Here is an 18357-nt window from a genome sequence, read left to right as displayed (position 1 = left end):
CACGACCCTAGACTTATCGCGAAGCATTGACTGTCGTCACCATCACGTTACGCTCCTCTGCAACCGCACGGCCGGAAACCACCCCATTCCAGGACCGGTGCAAGGGGGCGCATCCGCCATGGAGCTCAAGCCGTCAGGCCACGTGGACACCTTCGCCCGCGACCATCTCCCGCCCCCGGACCAGTGGCCGGAGCTGCTCTTCGAGCTGCCCGCGCTGCGGTACCCGGACCGGCTCAACTGCGGCGCGGAGCTACTGGACTGCTCGATGGAGCGGTTCGGGCCGGACCGTCCGGCCTTCCGGGACGGCAGCGGACAGGTCTGGTCGTACGGCGAGTTGCGAGGCCGGGTCGACCGGATCGCGCACGTCCTCACCTCCGACCTCGGCGTGGTTCCCGGGAACCGCGTCCTGCTGCGCGGGCCCACCACCCCGTGGCTGGCCGCCTGCTGGCTCGCCGTGATGAAGGCCGGCGCCGTCGCCGTGACCGTCCTCGCCGCCCAACGTCCCCTGGAGCTGGCGGGCATCTGCGAGGCCGCCCTCGTCCGGCACGCCCTGTGCGACATCCGGACGGTCAACGACCTGGTCAAGGCGGACGTCCCAGGGCTGCGCATCGCCACATACGGCGGGGACGGACCCGATGACCTGACGGTCCGGTGCGCCGCGCACCCCGGTGAGTACCCCGCGGTGGCGACGTCGGCGGACGATGTGGCGCTGATCGCCTTCACCTCCGGGACCACCGGCCGCCCGAAAGGGTGCATGCACTTCCACCGTGATGTGCTCGCCATCGCCGACACCTTCTCCGAGCACGTCCTCGCACCGCGGCCGAACGACCTCTTCGCGGGCAGCCCTCCCCTGGGCTTCACTTTCGGACTCGGCGGTCTGGTCGTCTTCCCGCTGCGCGCCGGGGCGTCCGCGCTGCTGCTGGAGCAGGCCGGGCCGCGGCAGTTGCTCTCCGCCGTCGCGGAACACCGGGTGTCGGTACTCTTCACCGCGCCGACCGCCTACCGGGCGATGCTCGACCAGCTCGATGCGCACGACATCTCCTCCCTGCGCCGCTGCGTATCGGCCGGGGAGAACCTTCCGGCGGCCACGTGGAAGGCCTGGCACGAGCGCACCGGGCTGCGCCTGATCAACGGCATCGGGGCGACCGAACTGCTGCACATCTTCATCTCCGCCGCCGACGAGGCGATCCGGCCGGGCACGACCGGGGTGCCCGTACCGGGCTTCCACGCGCGCGTGCTCGGGGCTGACGGGTCGCCCGTACCGGACGGGCAGCCGGGGCTGCTCGCCGTGCGCGGGCCGACCGGGTGCCGCTATCTCGCGGACCAGCGGCAGCGCGAGTACGTGCGTGACGGCTGGAACCTGACCGGTGACACCTATGCCCGCGAGCCGGACGGATGGTTCCGCTACGTGGCCCGCGCGGACGACATGATCATCTCGGCCGGGTACAACATCGCGGGCCCGGAGGTCGAGGAGGCACTGCTGCGCCACCCCGACGTGCTGGAGGCCGCCGTGGTCGGTCGTCCGGATGAGCACCGTGGGCAGATCGTCGTGGCGTACGTGGTGCTGCGGGAGGGCACGCGCCGTGACGAGCAGGCGGTCACAGCCCTGCGGGAGTTCGTGAAGAGCGAGATCGCCCCGTACAAGTGCCCGCGCGAGATCCGTTTCCTCGACGCGCTGCCCCGCACCCCGACGGGCAAGCTGCAGCGCTTCCGCCTCCGGGACCTGGAGGCGGAGGACGGCAGGGCGGGTCCGGCGTCGCAACTAGAGTGATCGCGTGGCAGAACAGCACACTCCACGGTCCCTGATCGTCACCTTCTACGGCGCCTACGGCCGCGGGCCGGGACCCGGCGGCGGAGCACCGGTGCCGATCGCGGCGCTGATCCGGCTGCTGGGCGCCGTGGACGTCGACCCGCCCTCCGTGCGCTCGGCGGTCTCCCGGCTGAAGCGGCGCGGTCTGCTCGTCCCCGGCCGAACGGAGGGCGGCGCGGCCGGATACCGGCTCTCCGACGACGCCCGGCAGCTGCTCGACGACGGCGACCGGCGCATCTACGACCGGTCGCCGGCGCGGCTCGCCGACGGCTGGGTGCTGGCCGTCTTCTCCGTCCCGGAGCAGGAGCGGCACAAACGCCATCTGCTGCGCTCCCGGCTGGCCAGGCTGGGCTTCGGCACGGCCGCGCCGGGGGGTGTGGATCGCCCCGGCCCACCTGCTGGAGGAGACCCGGCACACCCTGGAGCGGCTCGGACTCGCGCCCTATGTGGAGCTCTTCACTGGTGCCCACGCCGGGTTCCAGCCGACGGCCGCGACGGTGGCGCGGTGGTGGGACCTCGAGGCGATCGCGAAGCTCCACCACGAGTTCCTGGACGCGCACGAGCCGATGCTGCGGCGCTGGGCCGGGCGGCGCACGGTGGATCCGGTCGAGGCGTACCGGGACTATCTGCTGATGCTGGACTCCTGGCGCCAGGTCCCGTATGCGGACCCGGGCCTCCCTGTGGAACTGCTGCCCGCCGACTGGCCGGGCGGGCGCAGCGCCGAAGTGTTCCTGGCCCTGCACGCCCACCTGCGGGACGCGGGAGCGGCACACGCGCGGAGCGTCCTGTCCGCCTGAGTGAGCGTCCGCCTGAGCGAGCCGCCGACCGTCCTCACCCGCCCAGCGTCAGGCGCGGCTTGGGTGCGTCCGTACGCCCGGTCGGAGGCTTGCGGCTGCCCGCCGCGTACGGGAGCGGCCAGGGGGCGCCAGGGCCGGAGTAGCCCTGCTCGGCAGCGGCGTGCAGGGTCCAGTGCGGGTCGTAGAGGTGCGGCCGGGCGAGGGCGCACAGGTCCGCACGGCCCGCGAGGATCAGGGAGTTGACGTCGTCCCAGGAGGAGATGGCGCCGACCGCGATGACCGGGACGCCGAGGTTGTTGCGGATCCGGTCGGCGTAGGGGGTCTGGTACGAGCGGCCGTACTCCGGTCGCTCGTGGGGGACGACCTGGCCGGTGGAGACGTCGATCGCGTCCGCCCCATGGGCGGTGAAGGCGCGGGCGATCTCGACGGCGTCGTCGCCGGTGGTGCCGCCCTCGGCCCAGTCGGTGGCGGAGATACGGACGGTCATCGGGCGGTCGTCCGGCCAGACGGCCCGTACGGCGTCGAACACCTCGAGCGGATAGCGGAGCCGGGCGGCCAGGTCGCCGCCGTAGGCGTCGGAGCGGCGGTTGGTGAGCGGTGAGAGGAAGCCGGAGAGGAGATAGCCGTGTGCACAGTGGAGTTCCAGGAGATCGAACCCGGCGCCGGCGGCGCGGCGGGCAGCGGACGTGAACTGCTCGCGGATCTCGGCCAGTCCGGCCGCGTCCAGCGCGTGCGGCACCTGATTGACCCCGGCACGGTACGGCAGCGGTGAGGGCGCCACGAGCGGCCAGTTGCCGTACGGGAGTGGCTGGTCGATGCCCTCCCACATCAGCCGGGTGGACCCCTTGCGGCCCGCGTGCCCGAGCTGCACGCCGATCGCCGTGCCGGGCGACTGGGCGTGCACGATCTCGGTGACGCGCCGCCACGCCGCCTCGTGTTCGGGTGTGTAGAGGCCGGCGCAGCCCGGTGTGATCCGCCCTTCGGGGCTCACGCACACCATCTCCGTCATCACCAGGCCGGCGCCGCCGAGCGCACGGGCGCCCAGGTGCACCAGATGGAAGTCGCCGGGGGTGCCGTCTTCGGCGGAGTACATGTCCATCGGCGATACGACGACCCGGTTGCGGAGGGTGAGGCCGCGCAGCCGGAACGGGGTGAACATCGGTGGTGTGCCGGGCGGACAGCCGAAGTCCTCCTCCACCGCCGCCACGAACGGGGCGTCGCGCAGCCGCAGATTGTCGTGGGTGACGCGGCGGCTGCGGGTGAGCAGGTTGAAGGCGAACTGGCGGGGCGGCTGGTCGAGGCCGGTGGCGAGGTTCTCGAACCACTCCAGGCTGGCGCGGGCGGCGCGCTGGGTCGACTCGACCACGGGGCGGCGCTCGGTCTCGTACGCGGCCAAGGCGCTGGGGAGGTCGGGCTGCTCCTCCAGGCAGGCGGCGAGGGCGAGGGCGTCCTCGACGGCCAGCTTCGTGCCGGAGCCGATGGAGAAGTGCGCGGTGTGGGCGGCGTCGCCGAGCAGCACCGTCCTGCCGTGCGACCAGCGCTCGTTGACGACCGTGCGGAAGGCGGTCCAGGCGGAGTTGTTGCCGCGCAGGGGCCGTCCGCCGAGGGCGTCCGCGAAGATCTTCGCGCACCGCTCGGTGGACTCGAACTCATCGCACCGGTCCAGCCCCGCGCTCCGCCACACCTCCTCCCGCATCTCCACGATGACGGTGCTCGCGTCCCGCGCGAAGGGATAGCCGTGCAGCTGCATCACGCCGTGCTCGGTCTCGGCGATCTCGAAGCGGAAGGCGCCGAAGGCGATGTCGGCGGCGAGCCAGATATAGCGGCAGCGGTGGGTGGTGAGCCGGGGCCGGAAGGCGTCGCGGTGCGCCTGTCTGGTCAGGCTGTGCACTCCGTCGGCGGCGATCACCAGGTCGTGCGTCCGCGCCAGTTCGGCGGCGGGCGGCGCCTCGGTCCGGAAGCGCAGCTCCACGCCGAGCGAACGGCAGCGATCGTGCAGGATCTTCAGCAGCCGGCGGCGGCCCAGGGCGGCGAAACCGTGGCCGCCGGAGGTCTGGACGCGTCCGCGGTGGACGATGTCGATGGCGTCCCAGCGGACGAACTCCGCCTGCAGCGCCCGGAAGACGGCCGGATCGGCGTGCTCGATGCCGCCGAGTGTCTCGTCGGAGAGGACGACACCGAAGCCGAAGGTGTCGTCCGGTGCGTTGCGCTCCCAGACGGTGACCTCGCGAGCCGGGTCGAGCCGCTTGAGGAGAGCGGCCGCGTAGAGCCCGCCGGGCCCGCCGCCGATGATGGCCACCCGCATCGCTAGCGGCCCGTCCACTTGGGCGGCCGCTGCTCGGTGAACGCCGCGTGGAACTCGGCGTAGTCGGCGCTGTTCATCAGGAGCGCCTGTGTGGCGGCGTCCATCTCGACGGCGGCGGCGAGCGGCATGTCGAGCTCGGCCGTGAGCAGCGCCTTGGTCTGGGCATGGGCGAGCGCGGGGCCGTCGGCCAGGCGGCGGGCGAGCGCGGCGGCCTCGGCACCGGCCTGCCCCTCCTCGGCGAGCGTGCTGATGAGCCCGATGCGCTCGGCCTCAGGGGCCGGGACCGGCTCGCCGAGCATCAGCAACCGGGTCGCGTGGCCGAGCCCGACCACGCGGGGCAGCAGGTAGGCCGCGCCCATGTCGCCGCCGGACAGCCCGACCCTGGTGAACAGGAAGGCGAAGCGCGCCGAGGGGTCGGCGACCCGGAAGTCGGCGGCGAGGGCGAGGACCGCGCCGGCGCCCGCCGCGACCCCGTGGACCGCGGCGATCACCGGGAAGGGGCACTCGCGCAGTGCCCGGACGACCTGACCGGTCATCCGGTTGAAGTCCAGGAGCTGCCCGGTGTCCATGGCCAGGGTGGCGCCGATGATCTCGTCGACGTCCCCGCCGGAGCAGAAGCCGCGCCCCTCGCCGCCGAGCACCAGGGCCCGTACGGATCCGTCCCGGGCCAGCTCGGCGATCAGATCGCGGAGGTCGGCGTAGGCCCCGAAGGTCAGGGCGTTGAGTTTCTCCGGCCTGGCGAGCGTGACGGTGGCGACGCCCTCGTCCCGGACCAGGCGGAGGTGGCGCCACTCCTCGGTCGTCCGGGCGGAACCGGTGAACGGACTCATGGAGTACGGCCTCCTTCAGCCGGACGGCTGGTGCCTGCCCTCCGAAGTTATCACCGTTTCCTGACCATCGTCACGAGGCCGCAATACAACGCTCGCCGCGGCGACTGCCGACGTGTGCCCACGCCTTCCCCGACGGCCTCGCCGCCTGGCGACTCCCGTCGCCGCCCCCGGGTCCCTGCGCAGGCCGCACGGCATCACGTTCGTGCCACCGGGACTGGCTGGCAGTCGAGACGTGAGGGTGACGGGGTCGGAGGGAGGGGGTCCTGGAAGCTGCCGTGTATTTGTGGGCCGCCAGGCCCGTACATATACGTTCCGGGGCCCCCTCCCGGAGGCCCCGGCGCCCGCCCCGGACCGGGCGGTCGCTCCGCGCCGGACGCGGCCTAGCCGCGTCCGGACATCGTGGCGACGAGGACCGCCTTGATCGTGTGCATTCGGTTCTCGGCCTGGTCGAAGACGACCGAGTGCTCCGACTCGAAGACCTCGTCGGTGACCTCGAGGTGGGTCAGGCCGTGCCGCTCGTGGATCTCGCGGCCGATCGCGGTGCCCAGGTCGTGGAAGGCCGGCAGACAGTGCAGGAACTTCACATCCGGGCGGCCGGTGGCGCGCAGCACGTCCATGGTCACCGCGTACGGGCGCAGACTCGCGATCCGCTCGTCCCAGACCTCCTTCGGCTCGCCCATCGACACCCAGACGTCGGTGGCGACGAAGTCCGCTCCCCGCACGCCCTCGGGGACGTCCTCGGTGAGGGTGATGCGCGCGCCGCTGCCGGCCGCGAGCTCCCGGGCCCGCGCCACGGTCTCCTCGTCCGGCCAGAGCGACTGCGGCGCGACGATCCGTATGTCCATGCCGAGCAGGGCCCCAGTGACCAGGGAGGAGTTGCCCATGTTGGAGCGGGCGTCACCGAGGTAGGCGTAGGCGATCGACTCCAGCGGCTTGTCGCTGTGCTCGGTCATGGTGAGCACGTCGGCCAGCAGTTGCGTCGGGTGCCACTCGTCGGTCAGGCCGTTGAAGACGGGAACCCCGGCGTGCGCCGCCAGTTCCTCGATCACCTCCTGGCCGCGCCCCCGGTACTGGATCCCGTCGTACATCCGGCCGAGGACCCTCGCAGTGTCCTTCACCGACTCCTTGTGCCCGATCTGCGAGCCGCTCGGATCGAGATACGTGGTGGACGCCCCCTGGTCCGCCGCCGCCACCTCGAAGGCACAGCGGGTCCGGGTGGAGGTCTTCTCGAAGATCAGGGCGATGTTGCGGCCCCGCAGCCGCTGCACCTCGGTGCCCGCCCGCTTGGCCGCCTTCAGCTCGGCGGCCAGCCCGACGAGGTGCCGGAACTCGTCGGCGGTGAAGTCCAGCTCTTTGAGGAAGTGGCGGCCTGTGAGGTCTGTCGCCATCGGATGAGCTCCTCGGTCACGACTACGGGGTGCAGGAGGTGCAGCCACCGGAATTATATACGACAGCCTGCATCTCTATACGGCATCCCGTTCGACCGGACAACTCATGCAACGGGGCCCGCCGCGTCCTCGCCCCAACTCACCACCCGGGACGGTGATCACCTCGACGCCGTGCTTGCGGAGGTAGGTGTTGGTGGTGGAGTTCCGGTCGTACGCCACGACCACACCCGGCTGTACGGCGAGCACATTGCACCCGTCGTCCCACTGCTCGCGCTCGGCCGAGTGCACATCCTGTGTGGGGGTGAGCACCCGAATGTCGTCCAGGCCCAGGGCGGCCGCGATCGCCCGGTGCATGTGCTCCGGCGGATGGTCGGTCACCTTGAGCTCCTGCTCCGCCGAACCGGGCTCGATGGTGTACGAGCGCAGCTCACCCAGCCCCGCGTACTGCGTGAAGGTGTCCCCGTCGACCATCGTCAGCACCGTGTCGAGATGCATGAACGCCCGCCGCTTGGGCATGTCGAGCGCCACGATCGTCTTCGCCGATCCCGCTGCGAACAGCCCGCGGGCCAGCATCTCCACCGCCTGCGGGGTGGTCCGTTCGCTCATCCCGATGAGCACCGCGCCATTGCCGATCACGAGCACGTCCCCGCCCTCGATCGTCGAGGGATAGGCGCTCTGCCCCTCCGACCAGACGTGGAACGCGCCGGACTGGGTGAACAGCGGGTGGTACCGGTAGATCGACTCGAAGTGCACCGTCTCGCGCTGCCGGGCCGGCCAGCGCATGGCGTTGATCGACACACCGTCGTAGACCCAGGCCGAGGTGTCCCGGGTGAAGAGGTGGTTGGGCAGCGGGGCCAGCAGGAAGTCGTCCAGGTCCATGACGTGGAAGCGGACGGAGGTCGGCTCGGGGTGCCGCTCGAGGAACTCCCGCTTGGTCATCCCGCCGATCAGCGCCTCGACCAGTTCGGGCACCGACAGCTCGTCGAAGGCGGCCCGCAGGTGATCGGTGGCCAGCGGGCCGTACTCCTTCTCCTGGAAGACCCGGTCCAGCACGAGTCTGTGCGCCTCGGGAACCTCCATGGTCTCGGCCAGCAGATCCCCGAAGAGATGCACCTCGATCCCGAGATCGCGCAGCACGTCCGCGAAGCCGTCGTGCTCCTGACGCGCCCGGCGCACCCACAGCAGGTCGTCGAAGAGCAGCGCGTCCTTATTGCTCGGAGTCAGCCGCTTCAGCTCCAGGTCCGGGCGGTGCAGGATCACCCGGCGGAGCCGCCCGGCCTCGGAATCCACATGGAATGCCATCTCTCCATCCTCGCCGAGGCGGGCGGCTCGCGCTCCTGTGTCTTACGGGTTCATTTCGTACGCACCGGAGAGCGCCTCCACCTTCGCCCAGACGCGGGCGGAGCGATCGGCGTCGGTCACCGGGCGGCGCACGGCGCCCAGCGCCCACTGCTGCTGGGCGTCAGTGGCCGAGTCCTTGCCGTGCAGCTCGACGGCATGGGCGGAGAAGTCGCGGACCAGGATCCCGAACAGCTCGTCGAGGACGTCCGCGTCGAGCCCGGTGAGCTGCGCCTGCTCCAGGATCAGCTGGCCGTGGACGACGAGGGCGAAGAGCTGTCCGACGGCGAGCAGGAGGTCGAGGTCCTTGCTCTGCTCCTCGTCGGGGGCGGCGGCGATGACGAAGGTGCACAGGGCGTCGGCCTGCTCGCGGAAGCGGGCGACGTTGGGGATCGACGCGTGGGCGTCGTAGGCGGCGCGCCAGTCGTGGAAGCGGATGGCGCCGAGGCCGCGGGCCGGGCCCTGCCGGAAGAGGAACGTGTCGTCGGCCGCGTCGAGGCGGCTCGGGACCGGAGCGTACTCGGCCGGATTCAGGAGGTAGTTCCCCATGAACTTCAGGATGAGGGCGAGATTGACATGGACGGTGCCCTCCAGCTTCGGCAGACCGCGGATCTCCCGGGCCGCCTGCTCGAAGTAGGTGTCCTTCTCGAAGCCCTTGGCCGCGATGACGTCCCACATAAGGTCGATGACCTTCTCGCCCTCGGTGGTCACCTTCATCTTCGTCATGGGGTTGAAGAGGAGGTAGCGGCGGTCCTCGGGACCGGCGCTGCGGAAGTAGTCGACGGCGCGGTCGCTGAACAGCTTCATCCCGATCAGCCGGGCGTAGGCGTCGGTCAGCTCACGGCGGACATGCGGGAAGTCGGTGACCCGGCGGCCGTAGAGGATCCGGTTGTGGGCGTGGGTGACGGCCTCGTACATGGCGTGTTCGCAGATGCCGATCGAGGCCGTGCACAGATTGAACTTGCCCACGTTGACGGTGTTGAGGGCGGCGTCGAAGGCGGCCCGGCCAGTGTGCAGCACGTCCTCGGGCCGTACGGGGTAGCGCTCGAGCCGGAACTCGCTGACGTACTTCGAGGAGTCGACGACGTTCTTGACCAGGCGGTACGAGGGGTGGCGGCTGTCGGCGGCGAAGAAGACATAGCCGTCGGGACCCTCGATGTCGGAGCGGCGGCCGAAGACGGACACCAGCCCGGCCGCGTTGCCGTTGCCGATGTAGTACTTGGAGCCGGTCGCGTGGAAGCCGCCGTCGGCAGCGGGGGTGAGCACCATGTCGGTGGAGTAGATGTCGGCGCCGTGGGCCTTCTCGGAGAGGCCGAAGGCGAACACCTCACCCTGGTCGAGCAGTTCGGCGGCCCGGGCACGGGCGTCGGCGTTGCCGCTCTGCCAGACCGGCCCGAGGCCGAGGATGGTGACCTGCCAGGCGTACCAGTAGTCGAGGCCGTAGAAGCCGAAGATCTCGTTGAGAGCGGCGATCCGGGCGGTGTCCCAGCGCTTGTCCGCCTCGCCTGCGCGGCCCGCCGCGTCGGCGGAGGGGGTGAGGAAGGTGGCGAACAGACCTTCCTTGGCGGAGAAGGCGAGGAAGTCGTCGAGCCAGACACGGCTGCGGTAGTCCTCGATGAGCTTCCGCTTGCCTCGCTCCTCGAACCAGTCGACCGTGGCGCGCAACAGGCGGCGCGTCTCGGCGTCGAAGTGGTCGGGGTCGTAGGTGCGCGGGTTGAACAACAGGGCGTCGGCCATGATGCGGGGCCTTCCTGGATGAGGGTTGGGCGGATCTCAGTGCGGGTCAGCGAGGCGGCGGAGGGTGGCGAGCACGTCGTCGAGCCAGGCGAGCGTCATCCGCTCGTACGCGATGCCGCCGCGCAGGACGACGTGCTGGAGCTCCTGGCCGACCTCGAGCGCACCGGGGTCGGGGAAGTCGCGCCGCTCGCCTGCGAGGTAGCCGGCGAGCCGGTCGGCGTGTGCCGCGCGGTGGCGCTTGACCTCGGCGATCAGACCGGTCGGGTCGTCGAATGCGGAGCCGCGGATCTTCACCGCCAGGTCGTGGCGGACGCTCTCGGGCTCCACGGGCTCGCGCAGCCATGCGGAGAGCGCGTCCCGGCCGGGAGCGGCGACGGAGTAGACCTTCTTGTCCGGCCGGCCCTCCTGGGGCACATCGCGGACGTCGATCCAGCCGTCACGCTCCATGCGTTTGAGGACGCGGTAGATCTGCTGGTGGGTCGCGGTCCAGAACTGGCCGATGGACCGGTCGAACCGCCGCGCCAGCTCATAGCCGGACCCGGGCTGCTCCAGGAGGGAGACGAGGATCGCGTGCTCGAGTGCCATACGGGAATCCTGCTATGCAACTCGTTGCATAGGCAAGAGGCCGCCGGCCGGGTGAGACACGGCTCACCCGGCCGATCCCCGGTGTGTGGGCATTCGTTTCTCCCCCAGCTACCTCCCCCAGGGCCCCAGACAGAGTCTGGGGGGAGCCGCGCGTGCCCGGGGCCGCGGCATAGGGCACGCGCCTACAGGCGCGGGTCGACCGGCTCGGATTCCAGCGCGAGCACCGCGAAGACCGCCTCGTGCACCCGCCACAGCGGCTCGCCGTCCGCCAGGCGGTCCAGAGCCTCCAGGCCGAGGGCGTACTCGCGGAGGGCCAGGGAGCGCTTGTGCCCGAGGTGCCGGGCGCGCAGCCGCTCCAGGTGTTCCGGCCGGGTGTACTCCGGTCCGTAGACGATCCGCAGATACTCGCGGCCCCGGCACTTGATGCCCGGCTGGACGAGGCGACTATTCGCGCCCCGCACGAGCGGCTGGAGGGGCTTGACCACCATGCCCTCGCCGCCCGCCACCGTCATCTCCAGCCACCACTCCGCTCCCGCCCGGACCGAGGCCTCGTCCGAGGTGTCCACGATCAACCGGCGGGTGGTCCGCAGCAGCCCGGACGCGTCGTTGTCGATCAGCCGGTCGATCAGGGCCAGTTGTTCGTCGTGCGGGAGCGCGGCGAAGCTGCGGCCCTGCGCGGCCAGGATCTGGAAGGGCGCCAGGCGCACCCCGTCCAGGCCGTCCGTGGTCCAGCAGTAGCGGCGGTACGCCTCGGTGAACGCGGTGGCGTCCGCCGACCGCTCGCGCTGTCGGGCGAGCAGTCCCGCCACGTCGACCCCGCGGGCCGCCGCCGCCTCGAGAGCGGCCAGCGCGCCCGGGAAGGCGGCACCGGAGGCGGCGCCCACCGCCGCGTACTGCTTGCGCAGCAGGCCGGAGGCTTTGAGCGACCACGGCATCAACTCGGCGTCGAACAGCAGCCAGTCGGTGCCGAGCTCCTCCCAGAGACCGGCGGCGCCGATGGCCGCCCGCAGTCGCTCCAGGATCTGCTCGGTGGTGCCGGGCGCGTCGAAGAAGGGTCGGCCGGTGCGCGTGTACAGGGCCCCCGTCACCCCGTCGGTCACACCGAAGCGCTCCCCCGCCGCCTCCGCGTCACGGCAGACCAGCGCCACCGCCCGCGAGCCCATGTGCTTCTCCTCGCACACCACCTGGCGCACGCCGTCCGCCCGGTACGCGGCGAAGGCCTCCGCCGGGTGCTCCAGGAACCCGGCATCACCGGCTACGCCGTCCTGCGGCTGCGCGGTCGCGCACGGCGCCATCGTCGGCGGAAGGTAGGCGAGCAGCCGCGGGTCGACCGCGAAGCGGCTCATGACCTCCAGCGCCGCGGCCGCGTTCTCCTCGCGCACCGCGACCCGCCCCGCGTGCCGGGTCTCCACGATCCGCCGGCCGTGCACATCGGAGAGGTCCAGCGGACGCCCCTCGCGACCGCCGGGCGCCTCGGTGATGAGCGGCTTCGCTGGCTCGTACCAGACCTGCTCGGCCGGTACGTCCACCAGCTCGCGCTCGGGCCAGCGCAGGGCGGTCATCCGGCCGCCGAAGACGCAGCCGGTATCGAGGCAGATGGTGTTGTTGAGCCAGGAGGCTCTCGGGGTCGGGGTGTGGCCGTAGACGACCGCGGCGCGGCCGCGGTAGTCCTCCGCCCAGGGGTAGCGCACGGGCAGGCCGAACTCGTCGGTCTCGCCGGTCGTGTCGCCGTACAGGGCGTGCGAGCGGACCCGGCCGGAGGTGCGGCCGTGGTAGCGCTCGGGCAGCCCGGCGTGGCAGACGACGAGCCGTCCCCCGTCCAGCACGTAATGGCTCACCAGCGAGTCGATGAACTCCCCGACCCGCGTCCTGAAGGCGGGGTCCGCCGCGTCCTCCTTCTCCAGCTGTTCGATGGTCTCGGCGAGTCCGTGGGTGTGCTGTACCTGGCGGCCCTTCAGATAACGGCCGAGCTTGTTCTCGTGGTTCCCGGGCACGCACAGGGCGGTGCCCGCCGCGACCATGCCCATCACCAGCCGCAGCACGCCGGGACTGTCGGGACCGCGGTCGACGAGGTCGCCGACGAAGACGGCCGTTCGGCCCTCGGGGTGCCCGGCGCCCACCGGGCGCCCCTGGTCGTCCCGCTCCAGGGCGTAGCCGAGCTCGGTGAGCAGGGTCTCCAGCTCGGACCGGCAGCCGTGGACGTCCCCGATGATGTCGAACGGTCCGGTGAGGTGCCGCAGGTCGTTGAAGCGCCGCTCCAGGACGACCTCGGCCGCCGACACTTCCGCCACGCCGCGCAGGATGTGCACCTTACGGAATCCCTCACGCTCCAAGTGACGCAGCGAGCGGCGCAGTTCGCGCTGGTGGCGCTGGATGACATGGCGCGGCAGAGCGGCACGGTCGGGCCGGGCGGCGTTGCGCTCGGCGCACACCGCCTCGGGGATGTCGAGGACGATCGCGATCGGCAGGACGTCGTACTTCCGTGCAAGCTGGACGAGCTGTCTGCGGCTCTCCGGCTGGACGCTGGTCGCGTCGATCACGGTCAGCCGCCCCGCCGCGAGGCGCTTTCCCGCGATGTAGTGCAGGACGTCGAACGCGTTACGACTGGCGCCCTGGTCGTTCTCGTCGTCGCTGACCAGGCCGCGGCAGAAGTCGGAGGAGATGACCTCGGTGGGCTTGAAGTGCCGGGCGGCGAACGTGGACTTGCCGGACCCGGTGGCCCCGACCAGGACCACGAGGGACAGGTCGGTCACGGCGAGCGTGCGCTTGCCACCGCTCTGCGGCCCGGTGGCGGTGTGACTCCGGCTCATGCGGCCTTCTCCGCCTTCCTGGTCTCGGTCGTCGCGGTGATACGGAAGACGGCCATCTGGGTCGGCGGCCCGACCTCGGGGTCGTCGGGTCCCACGGGCGCGAACTCGACGCCGTAGCCGTGTCGCCGAGCGACGGCCCGCGCCCAGCCGCGGAACTCCTCCCGGGTCCACTCGAAGCGATGGTCGGCATGCCGTACGTGCCCGGCCGGAAGGGTCTCCCAGCGGACGTTGTACTCGACGTTCGGGGTCGTGACGATCACGGTCCGCGGACGGGCGGAACCGAAGACGGCGTACTCCAGGGCGGGCAGCCGCGGCAGGTCGAGGTGCTCGATGACCTCACTCAGCACGGCGGCGTCATAGCCGCGCAGGCGCCTGTCGGTATACGTGAGCGCCCCCTGCAGCAGCGTGACGCGCTCGGCCTGCCGCTCACTCATCCGGTCGAGCTTCAGCCGTCGCGCGGCCGCCGTGAGCGCCCGCATGGACACATCCACGCCGACGACCTCCGTGCAGCGGCCGTCCCCCAGCAGTGCCTGGACCAGCTGACCCTGTCCACAGCCGAGGTCCAGCACCCGGCTCGCTCCCACGGCGCGCAACGCGGCCACGATCGCCGCACGCCGCTGTACGGCGAGCGGCACCGGCTGTTCTTCAGTGTCCGTGGTCTCGTCGACCGCGTTGTCGATCTCCTCGACCTCGATGTCGTCGGTGTCGGCGAGGCGCACCAGCTCGAGTCGCTCCATCGCCTGCCGGGTGAGCGCCCGGCGCCGCGACAGATAGCGGCTGGTGATCAGCTTCTGCTCGGGGTGCTCGGACAGCCAGCCCTCACCGGCCAGCAGGAGCTTGTCGACCTCGTCGGGCGCCACCCAGTAGTGCTTGGCGTCGTCAAGCACCGGGAGCAGGACATACAGCTGCCGCAGCGCATCGGCCAGCCGCCGTTCGCCCTCCAGAACGAACCGTACGTAGCGCGAGTCCCCCCACTCCGGGAACGCGTCGTCCAGGGGCACCGGTTCGGCTGTGACGCTCCAGCCGAGCGGCGCGAAGAGTCCCTGGACGAGCCCGGGACCGCCCTTGGCGGGCAGCGCGGGGACGTCGATGCGCAGCGGCAGCGGCTGTTCGGCCAGTTCGGGCCGTGCGTTGCACCGACCCTTCATCGCGCTGGCGAACACGCTGCTGAGGGCGACGGCGAGCAGCGAAGAGGCGGCGTACGGGCGGTCGTTGACGTACTGGGCGAGCGCCGCGTCAGGCGCTCCTCCGCGCCCCGTGCCCTTGCCACGGCGGACCAGCGCCACCGGATCCACTTCCAACAGCAGGGCCGCGGTGCACCGCTCGGCGCTCGCCTCGGGGTAGACGACGTGCGCGGTGCCATGCGCGGTCGGGAACGCCTGCGCCTTGTCGGGATGCTTGTGCAGCAGGAATCCCAGGTCGGTCGCGGGGCGCTCAGGAGTGCCGGTGGCGCTGATCGTCAGGAACACGCGTACGAGTATGGGCGGCCGCGCCCGCTCCCAACAGCGGTTTACTCACGGCACGGTGCCCACGGTGCCCAACAGCCGGGCGAGTTCGGCGATCCGGTCCGGACCCACACGGCAGCAGCCGCCGATGAGCCGGGCGCCCGCGGCACGCCATTGCAGGGCCCGAGCCGGGTCGAAGGCGGAACCGCCGCTCCAGTCACGGGCCCTCGGGTCCCATCTCTCCCCGCTGTTGGGGTAGACGACGACCGGCTTGCCGGTCGTCGCCGCCGCGATCTCCACCGCGCGGTCCGCGTCCCTGGGATCGCAGCAGTTGACACCTGCCGCGATCACCTGGTCGTTCCCGGCGACGAGCGCCAGGGCGGATGCCAGCGGCTGGCCCGCCCGCGTGGTGGTGCCCGCGATGGTGTACGACAGCCAGACGGGCACCCCGGTCCCCTCGACCGCATGGAGCAGGGCCTCTGCCTCGTCGGCGTCAGGCACGGTCTCCAGGGCGAGCACGTCCGGCTCGGCGGCACACAGCGTCTCGATCCGTGGCCGGTGGAAGCGCCGGAGCTCACGGACACTCAGCCCGTACCGCCCCCGGTACTCACTGCCGTCCGCGAGCATCGCACCGTACGGACCGACGGATGCCGCGACCCATCCCCCCTCCCGCGCCCCCGCGGCTTGCCGCGCCAGCTCAACGCTGCGACGCAGCAGCGCCGAGGTCTGCTCGGCCCCCAGCCCGCGCCGGGCGAAGCCTTCGTACGTCGCCTGATAGCTGGCAGTGATCAACACGCGCGCGCCCGCTCGTCGGTATGCCGCGTGCGCCGCCTCGATCTGTTCGGGGGCGTCGGCCAGCAGCCGTGCCGACCAGAGCGCGTCCGACAGATCGCAGCCCTGGTCGGCGAGCTGATTCGACAGCCCGCCGTCAAGGACGACCGGCCCCGCGGCGAGGGCGGCGGCGAGCGGAGTGCCGGGGACGGGCAACGTGAGCTCCTCCTTGCGTACCAGGGGTCAGGTGAGCTGGGACTGGACCTCGGAGGAGATCAGTTCGAGGTGCTCGAGGTCGTCGAGGTCCAGGAGCTGCAGATAGATCCGCGATGAGCCGATCTCGGCATAGCGACCGATCTTGTCGACGACTTCGCCGGGCGACCCCGCCAGCCCGTTCTCCTTCAGCTCCTCCACCTCCCGCCCGATGGCAGCGGCCCGGCGGGCGACTTCGGCGTCGCTCTTGCCGACGCAGGCCACCAGTACGTTCGAGTACACCAGATCGCCGCCGTCGCGGCCGATCGCCGCGGCGGCCGCCCGCACCCGCCCGAACTGCCGCTCGCTGTCGGCCACGGAGGCGAACGGGATGTTGAACTCGTCGGCGTACCGCGCGGCCAGCCGCGGCGTACGGGTCGCGCCATGGCCGCCGATCAGCACCGGCACCTTCTGCTGGGCGGGCTTCGGCAGCGCCGGGCAGTCCTCCAGCTGGTAGTACTCGCCGTCGTACCTGAAGGTCGCGCCCACCTCCGTCCCCCACAGGCCGGTGACGATCGCGAGTTGTTCCTCCAGGCGCGCGAACTTGTCCTTCGGGAAGGGGATGCCGTAGGCGCGGTGCTCCTCCTCGAACCAGCCCGCACCCAGACCGAGCTCCACCCGGCCTCCGGACATCTGGTCGACCTGTGCCACCTGGATGGCCAGCACGCCCGGGAGCCGGAAGGTGGCCGCGGTCATCAGGGTGCCCAGCCTGATCCGCCGGGTCTCGCGGGCCAGTCCCGCCAGGGTGATCCAGGCGTCGGTGGGGCCCGGCAGCCCGGTGGCGGATCCCATGTGGAGATAGTGGTCGGAGCGGAAGAAGGCGTCGAAACCGAGGTCTTCGGTGGCCCTGGCGACCCTGAGGAGGGTGTCGTAGTCGGCCCCCTGTTGAGGCTCGGTGAAAATGCGAAGATCCATGCCCCCATCCTGCACGCACGAACGACTGTCATACCGGCGCCACCCGTGACCGTGGCCACAAGTGATCGTTGGCTCGGGCGGAGAGCAGACCACCGATGTCCCAGGAAGAACCGCAGCAGCACGGCGCATCCGAGCAGGAGGCGGCGCCGAAGAGCCTGCTGCAGCAGATGGAGGAGATGCTGGCCGCACTCAACGCCGATCTGTCGCAGCTGGACGCCGATCTGCGGTTCTCCGCCCGCGACGACCGCACCGTCTGATCCGGCAACCGCCGGGCGCACGGAGGGCCATGCAGCACAGCGGCGCCCCGCATGGCCGCCGGGCCAAGCTCACGGCGGCCTCGCCACCGAATCGGGCTGGCCTCGCTCCCGGGCCTCCAGCTGACGCAGCAGGCCCCGCACCCGGTCGCTGGACTCGTCGGCTGCGTCGATGGCCTCGATGCACTGCCAGTAGAGCGTCTCGTCCTCAGCCGCGCAGGCCACCCGGACGAGCGCCATCCCGACCTCACCCAGCAGCCCGCCCAGCCCCGTGAGCGCAGTCCACGGGTCCTGCACCTCGGACAGCTGCGCCGCCCGTACCCTCTCGGCACCTGAGCCGTGCAGCACCCGGCAAGCACGTCCGCCGGCCTCGCTCAGGCCCGTCGCCTCCGACCGGAGCTCCGCCGGTCCGTTGACCGCCAAGTGGTTGCCCACTGCCTGGGCCAGCGCCTGGGCCTGCCAGGACTCGGCCACGATGTCCTCAGCCGCCAGCGAGCGCGCCAGGGCATGACGGGTCGCACCGATCAACCTCACGGCATCCATCCGCGCGTCCCCCTCCGCTTCCAGAGGCAACCACTTGTCACCCAACCACTACCCAGAGTGATGGATAACAGTCCGAAAAGCCAGTGGGATTCCGAATTTTGTGGACAACTGTGCCCCTGTTGATACCCCGCTCACTCCGAAGAGTGACGATCGGGGCGCTTGCCGGGCGGCAAGGGGAAGCGCTGCTCGTTCCGGTCGATCTTCGCCGACAAGGCCGCGAGCGCGTCGATGCCCAACACCTCGCAGAACTGCAGCAGATACGCGAACACGTCCGCGACCTCGTCGGTCACCCGGCGCGCCGCATCCGGGTCGTCCATCACCCGGGCCGACTCCTCCGGCGTCAGCCACTGGAAGATCTCCACCAGCTCCGAAGCCTCCACGCTCAGCGCAGCTGCCAAGTTCTTCGGCGTGTGGTACGGCTGCCAGTCCCGCGCCGCGGCGAAGGCGGCCAGCCGGTGCTGCAGCGCCCGCAGATCGGGTCCTTCGCCGGAGCCGGCACCAAGGCCGGGGTCAGAGCCGGTGTCCGAGCCGGTTTCAGGGCGGAGCCCAGCGCCGGTCTCAGGGCGAGGTGCGGGAC

General features: G+C 71.3%; 14 protein-coding genes and 1 pseudogene. 3 read left to right on the top strand and 12 right to left on the bottom strand.

Annotated elements, in window-relative coordinates:
- Positions 1-118: 118 nt before the first annotated feature.
- Together ACTWQI_RS17900 and ACTWQI_RS17895 are read left to right on the top strand one after the other, a co-directional pair.
- Positions 119-1771 carry an AMP-binding protein gene (locus ACTWQI_RS17900; protein WP_443271574.1) on the top strand — a complete coding sequence of 551 codons (1653 nt, stop codon included), beginning with the start codon at positions 119-121 and terminating at the stop codon, positions 1769-1771.
- A 4-nt stretch (positions 1772-1775) separates the two neighbouring features.
- A pseudogene (locus ACTWQI_RS17895) lies at positions 1776-2607 on the top strand (PaaX family transcriptional regulator).
- 34 nt (positions 2608-2641) lie between these two features.
- Here ACTWQI_RS17895 and ACTWQI_RS17890 read toward each other — a convergent pair.
- The 10 genes from ACTWQI_RS17890 to ACTWQI_RS17845 form a co-directional block, all read right to left on the bottom strand.
- A complete protein-coding gene (locus tag ACTWQI_RS17890; protein WP_443271573.1) occupies positions 2642-4912 on the bottom strand; it encodes a bifunctional salicylyl-CoA 5-hydroxylase/oxidoreductase in 2271 nt (756 codons plus the stop codon).
- Positions 4913-4914: 2 nt separating this feature from the next.
- Positions 4915-5742 (bottom strand): enoyl-CoA hydratase family protein, encoded by an 828-nt coding sequence (locus ACTWQI_RS17885; RefSeq protein WP_443271572.1) that lies wholly within the window; start codon positions 5740-5742, stop codon positions 4915-4917.
- Between the two features lie 380 nt (positions 5743-6122).
- Positions 6123-7130, bottom strand: coding sequence for an ornithine carbamoyltransferase (gene argF, locus ACTWQI_RS17880; RefSeq protein WP_443271570.1), 1008 nt, complete (start codon positions 7128-7130; stop codon positions 6123-6125).
- 75 nt (positions 7131-7205) lie between these two features.
- On the bottom strand, positions 7206-8432 hold the full coding sequence (locus tag ACTWQI_RS17875) for an arginine deiminase (protein WP_443271569.1): 1227 nt from the start codon (positions 8430-8432) through the stop codon (positions 7206-7208).
- A 42-nt stretch (positions 8433-8474) separates the two neighbouring features.
- Positions 8475-10205, bottom strand: a complete 1731-nt coding sequence (locus ACTWQI_RS17870; RefSeq protein ID WP_443271567.1) for an acyl-CoA dehydrogenase family protein — start codon at positions 10203-10205, stop codon at positions 8475-8477.
- A 36-nt stretch (positions 10206-10241) separates the two neighbouring features.
- Complete coding sequence (locus ACTWQI_RS17865) at positions 10242-10790, bottom strand: PadR family transcriptional regulator (RefSeq protein WP_443271565.1); 549 nt, start codon at positions 10788-10790, stop codon at positions 10242-10244.
- Positions 10791-10972: 182 nt separating this feature from the next.
- Positions 10973-13600 carry a polynucleotide kinase-phosphatase gene (locus ACTWQI_RS17860; RefSeq protein WP_443271563.1) on the bottom strand — a complete coding sequence of 876 codons (2628 nt, stop codon included), beginning with the start codon at positions 13598-13600 and terminating at the stop codon, positions 10973-10975.
- Complete coding sequence (locus ACTWQI_RS17855; RefSeq protein ID WP_443271562.1) at positions 13597-15069, bottom strand: 3' terminal RNA ribose 2'-O-methyltransferase Hen1; 1473 nt, start codon at positions 15067-15069, stop codon at positions 13597-13599. The genes ACTWQI_RS17860 and ACTWQI_RS17855 overlap by 4 nt, the downstream gene beginning before the upstream one ends.
- A 45-nt stretch (positions 15070-15114) precedes the next feature.
- Positions 15115-16032, bottom strand: a complete 918-nt coding sequence (gene mmuM / locus ACTWQI_RS17850) for a homocysteine S-methyltransferase (RefSeq protein ID WP_443271560.1) — start codon at positions 16030-16032, stop codon at positions 15115-15117.
- 27 nt (positions 16033-16059) lie between these two features.
- Positions 16060-16983, bottom strand: coding sequence for an LLM class F420-dependent oxidoreductase (locus ACTWQI_RS17845; RefSeq protein ID WP_443271558.1), 924 nt, complete (start codon positions 16981-16983; stop codon positions 16060-16062).
- Between the two features lie 95 nt (positions 16984-17078).
- On the opposite strand from ACTWQI_RS17845, the gene ACTWQI_RS17840 reads away from it, so the two are divergent.
- A complete protein-coding gene (locus ACTWQI_RS17840; protein ID WP_443271556.1) occupies positions 17079-17240 on the top strand; it encodes a hypothetical protein in 162 nt (53 codons plus the stop codon).
- 69 nt (positions 17241-17309) lie between these two features.
- Here the strand turns inward: ACTWQI_RS17840 and ACTWQI_RS17835 are convergent, their stop codons facing one another.
- Together ACTWQI_RS17835 and ACTWQI_RS17830 are read right to left on the bottom strand one after the other, a co-directional pair.
- Positions 17310-17780: a DUF6099 family protein gene (locus ACTWQI_RS17835; RefSeq protein ID WP_443271555.1), complete on the bottom strand. Its 471-nt coding sequence runs from the start codon at positions 17778-17780 to the stop codon at positions 17310-17312.
- A 131-nt stretch (positions 17781-17911) separates the two neighbouring features.
- Positions 17912-18253 (bottom strand): nucleotide pyrophosphohydrolase, encoded by a 342-nt coding sequence (locus tag ACTWQI_RS17830; protein ID WP_443271613.1) that lies wholly within the window; start codon positions 18251-18253, stop codon positions 17912-17914.
- Positions 18254-18357 lie beyond the last annotated feature (104 nt).

The sequence above is a fragment of the Streptomyces sp. KR80 genome, from assembly GCF_052245555.1.
Taxonomy (GTDB): domain Bacteria; phylum Actinomycetota; class Actinomycetes; order Streptomycetales; family Streptomycetaceae; genus Streptomyces.
The sequence above is the reverse complement of the archived record's forward strand: the minus strand, read 5'-3'. Positions and strand labels throughout refer to the sequence as shown.

Coding starts and splice junctions, on each gene's coding strand:
- ACTWQI_RS17900 (WP_443271574.1), top strand. CDS start 119: ATGGAGCTCAAGCCGTCAGGCCACGTGGACACCTTCGCCCGCGACCAT.
- ACTWQI_RS17890 (WP_443271573.1), bottom strand. CDS start 4,912: ATGCGGGTGGCCATCATCGGCGGCGGGCCCGGCGGGCTCTACGCGGCC.
- ACTWQI_RS17885 (WP_443271572.1), bottom strand. CDS start 5,742: ATGAGTCCGTTCACCGGTTCCGCCCGGACGACCGAGGAGTGGCGCCAC.
- argF (WP_443271570.1), bottom strand. CDS start 7,130: ATGGCGACAGACCTCACAGGCCGCCACTTCCTCAAAGAGCTGGACTTC.
- ACTWQI_RS17875 (WP_443271569.1), bottom strand. CDS start 8,432: ATGGCATTCCATGTGGATTCCGAGGCCGGGCGGCTCCGCCGGGTGATC.
- ACTWQI_RS17870 (WP_443271567.1), bottom strand. CDS start 10,205: ATGGCCGACGCCCTGTTGTTCAACCCGCGCACCTACGACCCCGACCAC.
- ACTWQI_RS17865 (WP_443271565.1), bottom strand. CDS start 10,790: ATGGCACTCGAGCACGCGATCCTCGTCTCCCTCCTGGAGCAGCCCGGG.
- ACTWQI_RS17860 (WP_443271563.1), bottom strand. CDS start 13,600: ATGAGCCGGAGTCACACCGCCACCGGGCCGCAGAGCGGTGGCAAGCGC.
- ACTWQI_RS17845 (WP_443271558.1), bottom strand. CDS start 16,983: ATGGATCTTCGCATTTTCACCGAGCCTCAACAGGGGGCCGACTACGAC.
- ACTWQI_RS17840 (WP_443271556.1), top strand. CDS start 17,079: ATGTCCCAGGAAGAACCGCAGCAGCACGGCGCATCCGAGCAGGAGGCG.
- ACTWQI_RS17835 (WP_443271555.1), bottom strand. CDS start 17,780: ATGGATGCCGTGAGGTTGATCGGTGCGACCCGTCATGCCCTGGCGCGC.